The 15,044-nt window shown below is 72.7% G+C and carries 15 protein-coding genes; 7 read left to right on the forward strand and 8 right to left on the reverse strand.

The annotated features are described in order from the left end of the window. From KME79_RS33865 to KME79_RS33880, 4 genes are all read right to left on the reverse strand, one after another. Nucleotides 1–340, reverse strand: a 340-nt coding sequence (locus KME79_RS33865) for an FAD-dependent oxidoreductase (protein WP_219549142.1), incomplete at its 3' end; no start/stop codon positions are given. A 28-nt stretch (nucleotides 341–368) separates the two neighbouring features. Then, nucleotides 369–827 (reverse strand): DUF3598 family protein, encoded by a 459-nt coding sequence (locus tag KME79_RS33870; protein WP_219549143.1) that lies wholly within the window; start codon nucleotides 825–827, stop codon nucleotides 369–371. Beyond that, nucleotides 824–2,266, reverse strand: a complete 1,443-nt coding sequence (locus tag KME79_RS33875; protein ID WP_148033478.1) for an aldehyde dehydrogenase family protein — start codon at nucleotides 2,264–2,266, stop codon at nucleotides 824–826. Before KME79_RS33875 ends, KME79_RS33870 begins: the two co-directional genes overlap by 4 nt. A 9-nt stretch (nucleotides 2,267–2,275) precedes the next feature. Continuing rightward, nucleotides 2,276–3,316, reverse strand: coding sequence for a nitrilase-related carbon-nitrogen hydrolase (locus KME79_RS33880; RefSeq protein ID WP_148033477.1), 1,041 nt, complete (start codon nucleotides 3,314–3,316; stop codon nucleotides 2,276–2,278). Nucleotides 3,317–3,501: 185 nt separating this feature from the next. On the opposite strand from KME79_RS33880, the gene KME79_RS33885 reads away from it, so the two are divergent. The 7 genes from KME79_RS33885 to KME79_RS33915 all read left to right on the forward strand — a co-directional run bounded on the left by KME79_RS33885 (nucleotide 3,502) and on the right by KME79_RS33915 (nucleotide 12,030). Further along, the gene (locus tag KME79_RS33885) at nucleotides 3,502–4,320 is read left to right on the forward strand and encodes a VOC family protein (RefSeq protein ID WP_219549144.1); all 819 of its coding nucleotides are present in this window, start codon (nucleotides 3,502–3,504) and stop codon (nucleotides 4,318–4,320) included. Then, nucleotides 4,320–5,984, forward strand: coding sequence for an FAD-dependent oxidoreductase (locus KME79_RS33890; protein WP_219549145.1), 1,665 nt, complete (start codon nucleotides 4,320–4,322; stop codon nucleotides 5,982–5,984). Before KME79_RS33885 ends, KME79_RS33890 begins: the two co-directional genes overlap by 1 nt. Further along, the gene (locus KME79_RS33895) at nucleotides 5,981–6,946 is read left to right on the forward strand and encodes a VOC family protein (RefSeq protein WP_219549146.1); all 966 of its coding nucleotides are present in this window, start codon (nucleotides 5,981–5,983) and stop codon (nucleotides 6,944–6,946) included. Before KME79_RS33890 ends, KME79_RS33895 begins: the two co-directional genes overlap by 4 nt. Nucleotides 6,947–7,057: 111 nt before the next feature. Then, nucleotides 7,058–8,290: an ABC transporter substrate-binding protein gene (locus tag KME79_RS33900; protein WP_219549147.1), complete on the forward strand. Its 1,233-nt coding sequence runs from the start codon at nucleotides 7,058–7,060 to the stop codon at nucleotides 8,288–8,290. A gap of 35 nt (nucleotides 8,291–8,325) precedes the next feature. After that, the gene (locus tag KME79_RS33905) at nucleotides 8,326–9,555 is read left to right on the forward strand and encodes an ABC transporter substrate-binding protein (RefSeq protein ID WP_219549148.1); all 1,230 of its coding nucleotides are present in this window, start codon (nucleotides 8,326–8,328) and stop codon (nucleotides 9,553–9,555) included. A gap of 4 nt (nucleotides 9,556–9,559) precedes the next feature. Continuing rightward, nucleotides 9,560–11,314, forward strand: coding sequence for an alpha/beta hydrolase (locus tag KME79_RS33910; RefSeq protein WP_219549150.1), 1,755 nt, complete (start codon nucleotides 9,560–9,562; stop codon nucleotides 11,312–11,314). A 68-nt stretch (nucleotides 11,315–11,382) separates the two neighbouring features. Further along, on the forward strand, nucleotides 11,383–12,030 hold the full coding sequence (locus KME79_RS33915; protein ID WP_219549152.1) for a DUF3108 domain-containing protein: 648 nt from the start codon (nucleotides 11,383–11,385) through the stop codon (nucleotides 12,028–12,030). Here KME79_RS33915 and KME79_RS33920 read toward each other — a convergent pair whose 3' ends face one another. The 4 genes from KME79_RS33920 to KME79_RS33935 are packed head-to-tail and all read right to left on the reverse strand — an operon-like array spanning nucleotide 12,031 to nucleotide 15,036. Next, nucleotides 12,031–12,744: an SDR family oxidoreductase gene (locus tag KME79_RS33920; RefSeq protein ID WP_219549154.1), complete on the reverse strand. Its 714-nt coding sequence runs from the start codon at nucleotides 12,742–12,744 to the stop codon at nucleotides 12,031–12,033. After that, entirely contained in the window at nucleotides 12,735–13,667 is a 933-nt protein-coding gene (locus KME79_RS33925; RefSeq protein ID WP_219549156.1) for a VOC family protein, read from the reverse strand. Before KME79_RS33925 ends, KME79_RS33920 begins: the two co-directional genes overlap by 10 nt. Continuing rightward, entirely contained in the window at nucleotides 13,664–14,602 is a 939-nt protein-coding gene (locus KME79_RS33930; RefSeq protein WP_219549158.1) for a VOC family protein, read from the reverse strand. Before KME79_RS33930 ends, KME79_RS33925 begins: the two co-directional genes overlap by 4 nt. Then, the gene (locus tag KME79_RS33935) at nucleotides 14,599–15,036 is read right to left on the reverse strand and encodes a YybH family protein (protein ID WP_219549160.1); all 438 of its coding nucleotides are present in this window, start codon (nucleotides 15,034–15,036) and stop codon (nucleotides 14,599–14,601) included. The genes KME79_RS33930 and KME79_RS33935 overlap by 4 nt, the downstream gene beginning before the upstream one ends. Nucleotides 15,037–15,044: the final 8 nt, after the last annotated feature.

Consider the following 15,044-nt stretch of genomic DNA (forward strand, 5'->3'; position numbering starts at 1 on the left):
GCGGCGTCTCCGGCGCGAAGCGGAAGCCGAGACCGTCGAGCCAGTCGACGGTCTCGGCGGCGTTCTCCACCACGGTGCGGACGAGGTCCTCGCGGACGGTGCCGCCGCTGATGCGGCGGATGTCGGCCAGGTGCGCCTCGACGGAGTCGGCGATGCCGCGCTCGGCCTGCCGCCGCGTCCCCGCGGCCGCCATGTGGCCGCCGGAGATGTGCAGCGTGCCGCCGACGCGGTGGTCCTTCTCCACCAGGAGCACCCGGGCGCCGCCGTGCGCGGCCTCCGCCGCGCACGGGATGCCCGCGGTGCCCGCGCCCACCACCACGAGGTCGTAGTCCAGTTCCACCAGTGATTCTCCTGAGATTCGGGTACGGTCAGGCGCCGGCCGGCACGTACCAGCGTTCGGGCTCGGCGCCGGGGACGCGGCGCTCCTCGATGACGGTGAGGCGGCTCAGCGCGCCGTCCTCGAAGTGCTGCCACAGGCGGGTGCGATAGTCGCCGGTGGGCATCGACATCTCGACGATGCGCTCCCGCGGGCGGTCGTTCCAGCCGAAGGTGAACACGATGGCCTGGTCGCCGGCGCGGGCGGTGGCGCCCCACATCTCGGTGTCGACGAACTGGACGGAGTCGCCGTCGACGATCGCGCGGTAGTGCCGCACCGCCGGTTCGGCGCCCTCGCGCAGGTAGACGACCTTCTCGGTCCAGTCGGTGCCTTCCATCCGGCCTTCCTGACGGCTGGGGTAGCGCTCCAGCACGGTGCCGTCGGGGGCGAGCACGGTGTAGGTGCCCTCCCACACTCCGGACATGTCGCGCAGGATGTCGGCGATGGTCATCGTTCCTCCGTCTGGGTGGGGGTGCCGTCGTAGTACCAGGGGCGGATGCCGGCGCTGCCCCGCATGAGCAGGGCGCGGCGGCGGAGGAAGCGCCGCACGGACGGCGGCCCCATGCGGGACGCGCCGAGCCCGGACGACTTGAAGGAGTTCTTCTCCGCTTCGGGGAACATGCCGGTCAGGCAGACGTCGTTGACGCTGACCGCCCCGGCCTCCAGCCGGTGCGCGACCGGGGCGGCCTGCTCGGCGGTGGCGGCGAAGACGGCCGCGCTCAGCCCGAACTCGGTGTCGTTGGCGAGCGTGACGGCCTCGTCCTCGCCGTCGAAGGGCATGATCGGGATGATCGGGCCGAACGTCTCCTCGCGCATCACCCGCATGGAGTGGTCGACGCCGGTCAGCACGGTGGGCCGCAGATAGGCGCCGCCGCCGAGATACTGGATCGTGCCGCCGGTCCGGATCACGGCGCCCTTGGCGACGGCCTCCTCCAGTTGCTCGCGGATGACGTCCACCTGGGCGTCGCTGATGATCGGCCCGATCTGGCCGTCGCCGATGTCCGGGTACGCGAGCTCGACCTGTTCGGCCTTGGCCACCAGCGCCTCGGTGAACTCCTCGACCACCGCGCGGTCCACGTACACCCGCTCGATGGACATGCAGGAATGGCCGGAGTTGATCGTCGAGCCCCACAGGATGGCGGAGGAGGCGGCGTCCAGGTCGGCCGAGGCGGTGACGATCGCCGGGTCCTTGCCGCCCAGCTCAAGGAAGGCGGGGATGAAGTGCTCGGCGGCCGCGCGGCCCACCGCGCGGCCGGTGCGCACGCTGCCGGTGAAGCACACCGCGTCGGCCACCGCGACCATGGTGGCGCCGGTGGCGCCGTCGCCCTCCACCACGGTGAGGACGCCCGCCAGCTCCTCGACCTCGGCCACGCACGCGCGCAGCACGGGGATGAAGCGCGGCGTCACCTCGCTCGGCTTCAGCAGCACCGCCGACCCGGCCAGCAGGGCGGGCACCGCGTCGATGAGGGCGAGCTGGAACGGGAAGTTCCACGGCGAGATCACCGCCACGACCGGGTACGGCACCAGGTCGCCGGTGACGTGCACGTCGGGGTCGGCGGTGGGGGCCGGATCCTCCGGGGCGAAGGCGGCTTCGGCGTACCGGCAGGTGCGCTCGATGCTGGTCAGCACCGAGTCGACCTCCAGCTGCGAGACCCAGCGGCGTCCCGTGTCGGTCTCCAGCCGGGCGACCAGCTCGTCGCGGTGCCGGGTGACCGCGTCGCCGAACGCGCGCAGCGCCTCGGCGCGCCGCTCGACCGGCTGGGCGGCCCACGCGCTCTGGCGGGCGCGCAGCGCGCCCGCGGCGGCGATGATCTCGTCGTCGCCCGCGGCGACGATGGTGTGGTCCGGGGTGCCGGTGCGGGGGTTCCGGACGTGGATCTCCCTGGGCATGTCGCCTCCTCAGATGAGGCCGTCGCCGGCCAGCCGTTCGATGACGGCACGCTGGGTGGTCACGAAGTGCTCTCGCCCGGTCTCGCCGGGCCGCACCGTGTCGGGCGGGTAGAAAGAGGTGCGGGCGTAGCTGGCCGCGTAGAGCTCGAACCGCTGGCGGGGGAGCAGGTTCATCATCTCCGGGGTCCTGCGGGCCCGGCGCAGCGCGGCCAGGTCGATCTCCGCGTTGGCGGCCATCGTCTCGCCCTGACCGGCCTTGGCCAGCACGAGGCCGCGGTGGTCGACGATCTGGCTGCCGCCGTCGCCGGAGGCCGCGGGCATGCCGGTGCCGTACAGGCCGCCGGTGTTGGCGGAGACCACGTACGCGCCGTTCTCCACGGCGCGGGCCAGCTTGGCCACGTTCTTCGGCGAGAGCAGCGCGCTGCACACCTCCGACGAGCTGTGCAGGAACACCTCCGCGCCGCGCATGGCCAGGCAGCGGGCCACCTCGGGGAAGAGGATCTCCTCGGAGGCGATCGCGGCGAGCGTGCCGATCTCGGTCCTGGCGACGGGGAAGAGCGCGTCCTCGCCGTAGACGGCCAGGTAGCGGTCCAGGATGTCGTGCGGGGTCACGGCGTACATCGAGTTGAGCCGCCGGTAGCGGAGCACGGTCTCGCCCGCCGGGTCGAAGACGACCGACGCCTGGAAGTAGACGCCGGGGAAGTGCTCGTCCGTCTCGTAGCCGTTGACGCACAGGAAGACGCCCGCGTCCCTCGCGATGTCCGCGAGCCGGGCGTACTCCGGGCCGCCGGGCGCCAGGGCGGCGCGGTCGCACCACTCCTGGAACGGCTCCCCGATGGGGTGGCCGGTCAGCAGGTACTCCGGCAGGACGACCAGCCGCACGCCGGGGCCGACGAACCGCTTGGTCGCGGTGACCTGCTCGTGCACGCGGTCGACGGCGGCCCGTATCTGGTCGCGGGCGGCGGCCGCGCTCTCGGCGCGGTTGACGGCATGACAGGCGGTCTGCAGGGCGACAGCACGGTACGCGGTCGCGGGCGGATCCTGGGACACCCGATGCTCCTGTTCCACTCCATGAAACGGCGTTTCTGGTTTCTACAGGTTGGACTATAGGAAGCGCGCCGCGCAAGAGCAGGGAACCGTCCAACCTGCGACATCATTGACAGTCAGCGACATCCCGCCTTAGTTTGAAACACCGTTTCGAGGGACGGAACAGTCTGGATCTGCGGAGGTGCGGCTTGTCGCTGGGAGCGATCGTCGAGGCGGTCATCGCCTGCAGGGATGTCGGAGCGTCGGCCGCCTTCCATGCCAGGGCCTTCGGGCTCGACGTGCTGGCGGACGACGGGCGGGAGGCGCTGCTCGGGGTCGAGGGTGTGGACACCGGCCGGATCCGCCTCGTGCCCGGCGCGGACGCGCCCGACCCTCAGCTCTGGGACGTCGGCCCCCGCCTGCTCGGCATGTACTCGCGTGACCTGACGCGCACCACCCGGCTGATCGACGAGGCGGGCGGCAGGTCCAGGGAGATCGTGACCTACCCGTACGGAGCCGCGTCCCTGACCGAGGCCGTGGCCCTGGGCGCGGACGGCGTGTGGTGGACGCTGCCGCAGGCGGGCGCCGGTCACCGGCCCAGCCCCGCGCTGGAGCGCGACCCCGGCCGTCTGCACGGCGAGCTGCACACCGCCGTCATCGTGCCGCGGGACCATGACGCCGCGCTGGCCTTCTTCACCGCCGGCGGCGGGCTCAAGGTGCTGTTCGACGGGGAGATGAGCGGCCCGCCGTTCGACCGGATGACCGGCATGCCGGCGGACGCGAGCCTGCGGCTGTCGTTCCTGGTCTCCGCCGACCAGGCTCCGGCCCGCCTGGAGATCATGTCCTTCACCGGCGTCGACGCGGCCGACCTGTCGGACCGGCCGCTCGGCCTGCGCCGGGTGGTGTTCGCCGCGGACGACCCGGTGGCCACGGCCGCGGAGCTGGAGCGTCACGGCGGCGAGCGGCTGGGCGAGCTGCTGGTGCGCGGTCCCGCTGGGCTGGCGATCCAGCTGACCGGAGGCGCGTGATGAGCGCGGGGAACGGTGGCGCGAACGGCGCGGGGAACGGTGGCGCGAACGGCGCGGGGAACGGTGGCGCGAACGGCGCGGGGAACGGTGGCGCGAACGGCGCGGGGAACGCGGAGGATCTGGGGCGTTACGACGTCATCGTGATCGGCGCGGGCGGGGCCGGGATGTGCACGGCGATCGAGGCCGCCGCCGCGGGCGCGAGCGTGCTGGTGCTGGAGAAACAGAGCCGGATCGGCGGGATGCTGCACATCGCCAACGGCGAGTTCAGCGGGGCCGGGACCCGCCGCCAGCGCGAGCGCGGCATCGACGACAGCCCCGAGCGCCACTTCGAGGACGTGCTGCGCCTCTCCCACAGCAAGGTGGACGAGAAGCTGGCCTGGAAGTCGGTCAAGGCGCAGGGCGAGACCGTCGACTGGCTCGACGGCCAGGGCTTCGACTTCCATCCCGACACCCCTGGCCTGGTGCACGGGCACGAGGTGTACTCGGTGCCGCGCACGTACTGGGGCGTCAAGAGCGGCCTGTCGGTGGTGAAGCCGCTGAAGCGGCGGCTGGAGGAGCAGATCGAGGCCGGCCGCGTACGGCTGCTGCTGAACACCCGCCTCACCGGCGCGATCGTCGACGCCGACGGCCGCGTCACCGGCATCAGCGCGGCCACCGCGACCAGCGCGACCAGCGCGGCCGGAGCGGCCGGAGCGGCCGGCGCGGCCACCGCCGCGAATGGCGCGAACACCGCGACCGCCGCGACCGGTGCAGGCGATGCCGGTGGTGAGGTCGTCGCGCACGGCGGTGCCGTTGTGCTGGCCACTGGCGGCTATGACGCCAACCCCGGCCTGCGCAATCGCTTCCTGCCGGTCGGTTGTGAGAGCGCGCTGATCGGCTGTCTGCCGCATGCCACCGGTGACGGCCTGGAGCTGGCGATGGGGCTCGGCGCGCAGGTGAGCCGCGACGGTTACTTCATCCCCGTGATGGGGCTGATCCCGGACCCGGGTCAGGAGGGCTTCGCGGTCGACTACCGCGAGGCGTTCATCGAGGTCGCGCCCGCGTACCGGACCCCGTACGAGATCTGGGTGAACGACCGGGGCGAGCGGTTCGTCGCGGAGGACGGCGCCAGCCCGGAGCACCGCGAGCGGGCGCTGCTGGCACAGCCGCGGATCGCCATGCACGTCGTGTGGGACCGGGCGATCGCCGAGACGGCCGAGCCGCTGATCCGCAACGGCGCCGGCGACTGGACCCGCGAGCGGATGCTGGCCGAGCTGGAGCGCGGCCGGTGGATCGCCGTCGCCGACACCCTGGAGGAGCTGGCCGCGAAGCTCGGCGTCGCGCCCGGGGGCCTGGCGGCCACCGTGGAGAGGTACAACGCCGCGGTGCGGGCCGGCCGCGACGACGACTTCGGCCGCACGACGCTGCCGGCGCCGATCGAGCGGGCGCCGTTCTACGGGATCACCACGGTCGGGGCCTCCATCCTCAGCCGCGACGGGCTGCGCGTGAACGAGGACCTGGAGGTGCTGACCGAATCCGGCGCACCCCTCCCCGGGCTCTACGCGGTCGGGGAGATCCTCGGCAACAACGTGTTCGCCGGGGACAACTACGTCGGCGGCATGAGCGTGACACCGGCGATGACGCTCGGCCGCGAGCTGGGCGCCAGGCTGGGGGCGGGCCGATGAGCGCGCCGATCGGGAGCATCACGGCGGCGGTGCTCGGCGTCGCCGACTTCGGGCCGCACCTGGACTTCTACTGCGGCGAGCTGGGGTACGCGGTGGCGGCCGAGGGCGTGGTCGAGGCCGCCACCGCGGACCGGCTGTGGGGAGAGGGCGCCGGCGACGTGGAGGTGCGCTCGCTGGCCGCGGCGGGCGCCGCCACCGGCCGCATCCACCTGCTCAAGGTGAACGACCCGGCGGCGCCCGCCGTCCACCCGCACACGCTGGACCTGGGCGTGGCCGGCATCAACCTCTACACCCGCGACATCGCGGCCTCGTACGAGCGGCTGCGGGCGGCGGGTCATCCGTGGATCAGCCCACCGCAGGCGTACGACGTGCCCGTGGGGGAGCGGACCGTCCAGGTCGTGGAGGGTTACTGCCTCGGGCCCGGTGGAGTCCCCGTGGTGTTCGTCGAGCCGGCCGGTCCGCGTCCCACGGCCGCGTGGCTGGCGGACCCGGAGCGGCGGCACACGGAGCTGACCTCCGTGGTCTGCCACGTGCCCGACTTCGAGGCCGAGCTGCGTTTCTGGGCCGCGCTCGGCATGTCCGCCGGGTACGACGTGACGTTCGCCGCGCCGGGCCTGGACACCATGGCCGACCTGCCGCCGGGCACCCGGCTCAGGCTGGCTTTCCTGGCGGGCCCGGACGGCGGTACGACCCGGATCGAGATGATCCGGGCCGACCGGCGCAGAGTGGATCGGCGTTCCGCTCAGCGGCCCGCACACGGGCTCGGGCACACCGCCTGGTCCGCGCGTACGGACGATCTGGACGAGGCCGTGGCCCGCGCCGCCGGTGCGGGAGGGCGGGTCCGATGCCGGCCGTTCGCCGCGACCACACCGCTGCACGGCACATCGCGGCTGGCCATGGTGGAGACGCCGAACGGCGTCCACGTGGAGCTGTGGCAGCCGGGACATGTTTCGGATCGTTAAACATCAGACTTATCCGTTGACATCGGGACAGCCGCATTTCTAGGCTCCATGTAACGCTGTTCCGCACATTGGAATTACTGGCTCGGGGGCATGAGAACAAGGAGGTGGCACATGCGTGGGACCGGACTTCGCTGGATCTCTGCGGCTGCCGTCAGCGCGCTGGTGCTCACCGGCTGTGCGAGCAAGGAAGAGCGCGCCCAGTCCACCGGCGAAACAGGGAACGCCGGCTGGAGCGCGGGCGCCGACACCATAAAGATCGGGCTCATCGCCCCGATGACCGGCGCGTACGCGATCCTGGGCATCCTCCAGGAGAACTCCATCAGGGTGGAGATGGACCGCGTCAACGAGGCCGGCGGCATCGGGGGAGCCAAGCTGGAGCTCGTCGTCCGCGACACCGCGCTCGACCCGGCCAAGGCGGTGCAGGCCAGCAACGAACTGGTCGGCGACAGCCAGGTGCACTTCGTGGTCGGGCCCTCGCTGTCGGCCTTCTACAACGCGTCCAAGAACATCTTCGAGACCAACGGCAAGCTCAACTGCCAGCCGGGCGTCGGCACCGGCGACTTCGGTTCGCTGAAGTACGGCTTCCGCTCGCAGGACCCCAACAACCTGAGCGTCGAGAAGCTGGTGGAGTACCTCAAGGCCAAGGGCGTCAGCTCGGTCGGGCTGGTCTACGAGGCCGACGACACCGGCAAGGCCATGGACGGGTACCTCAAGGAGTACGGCCCCAAGTACGGCGTCGAGTACAAGGGCTACCAGGAGACCCGCAACGACGACCAGTCCCACCGGCCCTACGTCGACGCGCTCAAGGACGCCGGCGCGATCATCGTCTCCAGCAACGCCAGCGGCGCCAAGACGATGGCCGCCGCCGCGGAGTCCGGCTACAAGGGCGTGATGGCCGGCACCTCAGGGCTGCAGAACGTCTCCTTCCTCGACGCCGCCCAGGACATGGCCGTCGGCTCCGTCTTCTCCGCCGGCAACGTCCAGTTCAACATCCGCGACCGCGCCACCTGGAAGCCCGGCTACCGCGCCCACGTGGAAGCCATCGAGAAGAAGTACGGAGTGGTCGAGGGGCCGAAGTCGGGGGCCAAGATGCCCAAGGGCACGGCCATCGCCGGAGACTGCATCGTCGCCTTCGCCGCGGCGGCCGAGAGCGCCAAGTCGCTCGACGCGGACAAGCTCGCCACCGCCATGGAGCAGCTGAACATCCCCGACACCGAGACCGCCTCCGGCAACGCGATCAAGCCGGCGGACCATGAGTTCTACCACATGGAAGACATCCACGTTTATCAGTGGGACAAGGACGCCGACGGTTGGTTCGTCACCGAAGTCACACCTCAGTCCTGAGCCACCTGAAAGCCCCTGAGAGGAAGACCCCCGTGATGACGGTCACCACTGGTCGCAAGCTGCTGGCGCTGGCGAGCGCCACCCTGCTGCTCACCGCCTGCGCGAGCAAGGAAGAACGAGCCGGAGTCGAGCAGGCGGCCTCCGGCAGCGGCTGGAGCGCCGGCATGCCGGTCGTGAAGGTCGGGCTCATCGGCCCGGTGACGGGCGCGTTCGCCGTCGCGGGCATCTCCATGGAGAACTCGGTCAGGGTCGAGATCGACCGGCTCAACGCCGAGGGCGGCGTCGGCGGCGCCAAGTTCGAACTGGTCGTCCGCGACACCGCGCTCGACCCGGCCAAGGGGGTGCAGGCGGCCAACGAGTTCGCCGGTGACGACAGCGTGGGGCTGGTGATCGGCCCGGCGCTGTCGGCGTTCTACAACGCCGCCAAGCCCGTCCTGGAGAACGCCAAGAAGATCAACTGCCAGCCGATGGTCGCCACCGGCGACTTCACCTCGGTCAAGTACGGCTACCGGGCCCAGGACCCCGTCTCCCTGGACGTACAGAAGATCATCGAGCACCTGAAGACCGAGGGCATCACGTCCGTCGGCATCGTGTACGAGGGGGACGACGCGGGCAAGGGCACCGCGGCCGAGATCCAGAAGCAGGCCGAGGCCGCCGGGCTCACCTTCGCGGGCTTCCAGGAGACCCGCAACGACGACCAGTCGCACCGCGCGTACGTCGAGAACCTCAAGGACGCCGGCGCGATCTGGATCTCCAACTCGGCCGGCGGCGCCAAGACCATGGCCGCCGCCAGCGAGACCGGCTACAAGGGGCTCATCGTCGGCGGCTCCGGCGCCCGCAACATCTCCTTCGTCGAGGCGGCCGGTGACGCCGCGGACGGCGCGATCTTCAGCGCCACCTACTACCCGTACCCGGGCAAGGAAGGCCGCGACACCTGGAAGCCCGGTTACCGCACGCACATCGAGGAGATCGAGAAGCGGTTCGGCAAGAACACCGGCCCGAAGACCGGTGCCGAGTCGCCCAAGGCGGCCGAGATCGCCGCGGACTGTGTGCTCGCCTACGCCAAGGCCGCCGAGCAGGCCCAGTCGATCGAGCCGGACAAGGTCGCGGCCACGCTCGACTCGATCGAGATCTCCGACCAGGAGACGCCTTCCGGCAACTCCATCAGCCCGGACAAGCACGAGTTCTTCGGCATCGACGACATCCACGTCTACCAGTGGAAGAAGGACGCCGACGGCTGGCACACGGTCGAAATCGGCAAGTGACCGGATGGAGCGCCGTTTCGTCACGGTGAACGGCCGGCAGGTCCACTACGCCCGCGCCGGGCATGGCGGACCTGCCCGCCTGCCGGTCGTCCTCCTCCACGCCTCTCCCGGCGACTGGCGGCCGCTGCGCGAGCTGGCCGCCGAGCTGGCCCGCTCGTTCACGGTGTACGCGCTCGACACGCCGGGGCACGGCGGCTCCGACCCGCTCCCGGCGCCGGACCCGGACATGGCCGGCTACGGCGCGGCCCTCGGCGAGACGCTGACCGCGCTCGGGCTGGAACGGGTCCATCTGTACGGGACGCACACGGGGGCCAAGATCGCCCTGTCCCTCGCGGCCGCGCGGCCGGAGCTGGTGGCCTCGCTCGTCCTCGACGGGGTCGGGGTGTCCACTCCCGAGGAGCGGGCCGACCAGCTCGCCCACTACCTTCCGCCGGTGGAGCCGCGGAGCGACGGCGGCCATCTGGTGGCGGCGTGGCACCAGGTGCGCAACATGTTCCTGTACTGGCCCTGGTACGACGAGCGCGCCGCCTCCCGGCTGGCCGCCGCCCCGCCGCCGGCCTCGTACCTGCACGAGGTGACCACGGGGCTGCTGGAGGCGGGGGCGAACTACCCGCTGGCCTACCGCGCGGCCTTCACCTGCGACCCGGTCCCGCTGCTCGCCCGCCTGACCGTCCCCACCCTGGTCCTGGCATCCCCCGCCGACCCCCTCCACGCCCACCTGGCACGTCTTCCCGCACACCGGCTCCAGCTGGAAACCTCCGCCTCCGGCACCCCGGCACTGGCGTCCCGCATCCACACCCACGCGACATCCCACGCACCAACCGGTGCGGTGCCGTCCGATGCGGCCCCGCCCGGTACGGCCGGGCGCGTAGAAGGCGTGAGCCATCGGTACATACCGACCCGGCTTGGGCAGTTGCTCGTCAGGGCGGCCGGACCGGCCGACAGGTCAGGGCGGCCATTGGTGATCCTGCCCCCGGCCCCCGCCTCCGGCCGGGCCGTCACGGACCTGCTCGCCGAGGCGGGCCGCCACCGCCCGGCCTTTGCCCTCGACCTACCGGGAACCGGCGGATCGGACCTGACCGCCTGGCCCGGATCAGGCCCGCGCGACGGCCTGCCGGGGACCGGCGGCTCAGGCCCGGCGGCCAGGCTTGGATCCGGCCCGCGCGATGATCTGCCGGGGACCGGCGGGTCCTATCTGGCCGCCGAAGCCGGGTCCGGGTTGCGCGACGGGATTGCGCTGGCTGTCGGGGATGCTCTTGACGCGCTCGGGGTCGACGGTGCCGACATCTACGGGATCGGAGCCGGTGCGGTGGTGGCCGTCGCTGTCGCTCGGCTGGGCAACGGGCGGGTGCGGGCGCTGGCGCTGGGCGGCTTGCCTGACCCGGCCGTGCTGACCGAGAGTGAGGCACGCGCGCGTACCCCTGACCTGGTGCCCGACGAGCACGGCACGCACCTGCTCAGGGCCTGGCACCTGGTGCGGGACGGCGGGCTGGCCACGGGCCCGCCCGAACTGCCCGGTGGCCGGCCGGACCTGGCCGAGCTGCACCGCAGGACGCTCGACCTCGCAAGGTCCTGGCGGACCTACGCCGCCGCCTTCAGGGCCGCCGCCGCGTGGCCCGGCGAGCCGCCGGTGCCGGTGGTCGCCGCCGACCCGGTCTGGGATCCGTTCACGGCCGGGGCCGTGCGCGCGGTGCCCGGCCACGACGGGACGGGCGGCGTCGCCTCCCTGCTGAAAGCCCTGGACGACGCGGCCGGGTGAGCCGGCGCGTCCGCGAGAAGGAGAGTGCACCGTTGAGCAGCCGCTACCGGCACGGAGTGATCCATTACATGGGTGACGGGGTGGGGGTGCGCGGCCGCGAGGAGTGGACGCTCACCGCCGCCGAGGACGGCACCCGCACGCTGCGCGCCCACTGCCGCATGTTCGACACGGACATCGAGCGGGACGTCGTGCACACCGCGTCCGCCGGGTTCCGTCCGCTGCGGTCCTTCGTCAGCCACCGGGTGGGCGGCGCGTTCCTGGGCGAGGGATGGTTCGTCTTCGGCGAGGACACTCTGGAGTCGGAGCTGCTGCTCAGGGACGAGGGCAGGGTGTCGCAGCGGGTCCCGCTGGCCGGGCCGCCGCCGTTCTTCGTGCCGCACGCGGTGTGCTGCGACGCCTGGATCGTCCCAGCGTACGACCTCGCCGCCGGCGGCCCGCAGCCGCTGACGGGCGGGTTCCGCTCCTCGCCCCGCCCCAACGGGGCGACCGGGCCGTACGCGGACGAACTGGGCGACCTCACCGCCACCCTGGTCGGCGAGGAGACGATCACCGTGCCCGCCGGCACCTTCCCCACCCGGCACTTCCTGCTGACCAGCGACGGCGGGGCCGAGGAACACCTGTGGACGAGCACGGACGGGGACTGGCTGCTGATCCGCCTCCGCTCCGACCGCCTGTCCTCCTCCTACGAGCTGGTGGAGCTGCGCGACGGCGGGTGATCAGGACGCCGGGAGCTGTCCCAGGTCGAGCCGGGTGACCACGGCCGCGCCGCGCAGGCGGAGCAGGTCGCGCACCAGGTCGCCCACCACGGACGCCTCCAGCCGGTCCGGATCGGCCCGGTTCGACAGCTCGCTCTTCACCATGGCCGCCACCACCAGGTCGGTCACCTTCACGTGGCGGCCCGCCAGTTCCTGCCGGAGGGTGTCGGACAGGCCGAGCAGGCCGAACTTGGAGGCCGAGTACGCCGCCCCCGTCGGGTAGCCGCGCAGGCCCGCGCCGGAGTTGACGTTGACGATGTGGCCGCGCTCGCCCGCCACCGGCTCCTGGCCGGTCATCTGCCGGGCGGCGGCGCGGGCGCACAGGAAGGCGCCGGTCAGGTTCGCGTCGACGGTCTCCCGCCACGCCTCGTCGTCCAGGTCCACGATCTCGGCCTTGCGGAAGACGCCCGCGTTGTTGACCAGCACGTCGAGCCGCCCGTACGAGGCGGCCACCTCGGCGACCACGGCGTCCACCCGCTCGGTCACGGTCACGTCGAGCGGCACGCCGACGGCCTCGCCGCCCGCGGACCGGATCTCCCCGGCCGTCTCGGCCACCCGACCGGCCCGCCGCCCGGCGCAGACCACGGCGTAGCCGTCGGCGCCCAGGGCCAGGGCCACGGCCCGGCCGAGCCCGCTTCCCGCGCCGGTGACCAGCGCGACCCGTCTCACCGGCACTGGTAGAACTCCAGGACCTCGCCGTCCGGCCCGAAGAAGGACTGGACGAGCGCGGCACCGTACGGCGGCAGGTCCACCTCGACGGGCGGGCAGACGGGCTCCGCGCCGAGGCCCGTGACCAGCGCGGACGTGGCCGCCAGATCGTCCGTCTCCAGGGAGGCCGACAGGATGCCCAGGTTGGGCGGCACGGCCGCGTCGCGCTGCTGCCTGCCGGGGAACCCGACGTACTGGGCGATCTCCACCCGGCCGTTGACCGTACCGCCCGGCATGAACAGGTTGATGTTGTGCAGCCCGGTGCCCGGCGGCAGGCGGAAGAACGACTCCATGTTCTCGATCAGCTTGTCGTACAGCACCTCGTAGCCGAGCGCGGTGTAGAACGCGGCGGCGCGGCGGGCGTCGCTCACGTGGATCGCGACGGTCTGCAACTCGCTCGGCCGGCCGTCGTACCCGGCGAGCGGGCTGGTCGGTCCCGGCTCCAGCTGGAACACGTCGAGCACGACGCCGTCCGGGTCGTAGGAGAGCGAGTCCCAGGCGGACAGGTCCTCCATCACGGTCCAGCGGGTCGGCTGCGACTTCTGCCGGCCGCCCGCCGCCACCAGCCGTGCCACGGCGGCGTGGAGGTCGTCGACCCTGATGTTGAGCGCGTAGTGGCCGTAGTCCTGCGGGCGGGCGTACTCCCCCCAGTACGGGCGGCCGGGGGCGGCGAACTGGACCAGGCGCAGCAGCCCGGTCGTCGCCCCCTCCGGCCCCATGACCACGGCCCTGCCGGTGAGCCCGGCCGGCATCTGCCAGGCGGCCTCGGCGGCGGGGCCGCGCACCTCCGCCTCGGCGTGCGGGACGTACCCGAAGGTGTCCGCGTAGAAGGCGCGGGAGCGATCCAGGTCGGACACGGCGACGGTGGTCACCCGCAGTTCGCTGATCACGGGGTGTTCCCTTCCTCCCGGCGCGCCACGAGGTGCACCGGCTCTCCTTCGGACCCGTACGCCACGAACGACCGGCGTCCGGCCAGCGGCCCGGTCCCCGGCACGGCCGGGTCGGTGGCGCGGTGCCCGCCCGCCAGCACGGCGGCGTGCGCCGCGTCGAGGTCGGCGCAGGCGTAGCTGACCATGCCGGTGCCGCCCGGGAGCCCTGCCGGGTCGAGGTTCGCCGCCGGGTGGCCCTGCAGCTCGATCGCGCCCCGGCCGGTGCCCTCGCGGCCGCTCTTGAGCAGGCTCATCCTGACCGGGGTGCCGCCGTGGATGCCCCAGGCGCGGTGCACCGGGCCTTCGGTGAAGTCGGCGGCCATCAGCGCCGGCATGCCGAGGCTCCCGCCGTACAGCCGCCGCGCCGTGTCGTGGTCGTCGGTGCGCAGGTGCACCTCGAAGACCGGGCCGGTGCCCCGGCGGGCGCTGGGGAAGCTGCGGCCCTGCGGCTGGGTGAGGCCGGTGGTCAGGATCAGGTGGGTGCCCCAGGGCATCCGCCACACGCCGGAGCGGTGCACGTTGCTGCCCAGCTCCGACAGGTCGGTGGTGAACGGCTCGGCCACGGGCCGGACGCCGGGCCAGCCGGCCAGCCGTCCGGCGGCCGCGTCGACGTCCTCGACGACCAGCTCCACCGAGTCCCAGCCGCGCGGCAGCGCCCGCGTGACCGGCCGCGCCTCGCCCTCGACCAGGCAGACCATCCCGTACGGGAAGCCGGGCGGTCCCAGCAGCGCCCACGGCCGCCCGGCCCATCCGCCGGGCCCGGCCTCCGCGGCGAGTGTGCCGCTCGCGCGGGATTCGAGGCCGAGGACGCTCCGCAGGCGCTCCGCGGTGGCGTCGAGGCCGGCAACCTCGATCCAGACGCAGGCCAGCTCCTCCACCAGCGGGACGTCGCTCATCGCAGGGGGTTCTCGCCCTCCGGCCACCAGTCGCCGGCGCCGTAGGGGTCGGCCAGCGGCTGCGAGCCGTGCTCGTGCACGATGCGCCAGGTGTCGTCCTCGCGGCGCACCAGCCAGGTCATCCGCATGCGGAGCCGGCCCTTCTTGCCGTCGCCCTCGATGTCGTAGTCGATGACGCCCGCGACCTGGGCCAGCGTGTCGCTCTCCCAGCAGAACGGGCCCTCCACCCAGCGGAAGCCGTGGATCCGGATGGGCGCCTTGAAGTAGGCCTCCCAGCCGGCCTTGATCCGGTCGCCGCCGTGCGTGGTCCAGCGGGGACCCTCGACGAAGACGTACGCGTCGTCGGCGGGGGAGAAGGTGTCGAGGACGCCCTCCAGCCGCCGCTCGATGACGGAGGTGAGCATGGCCTCCGCCGTGCCGACCGGTGTTCTCATGGATCCGC

This window comes from Nonomuraea harbinensis (assembly GCF_019396385.1).
Lineage (GTDB): Bacteria > Actinomycetota > Actinomycetes > Streptosporangiales > Streptosporangiaceae > Nonomuraea > Nonomuraea ferruginea.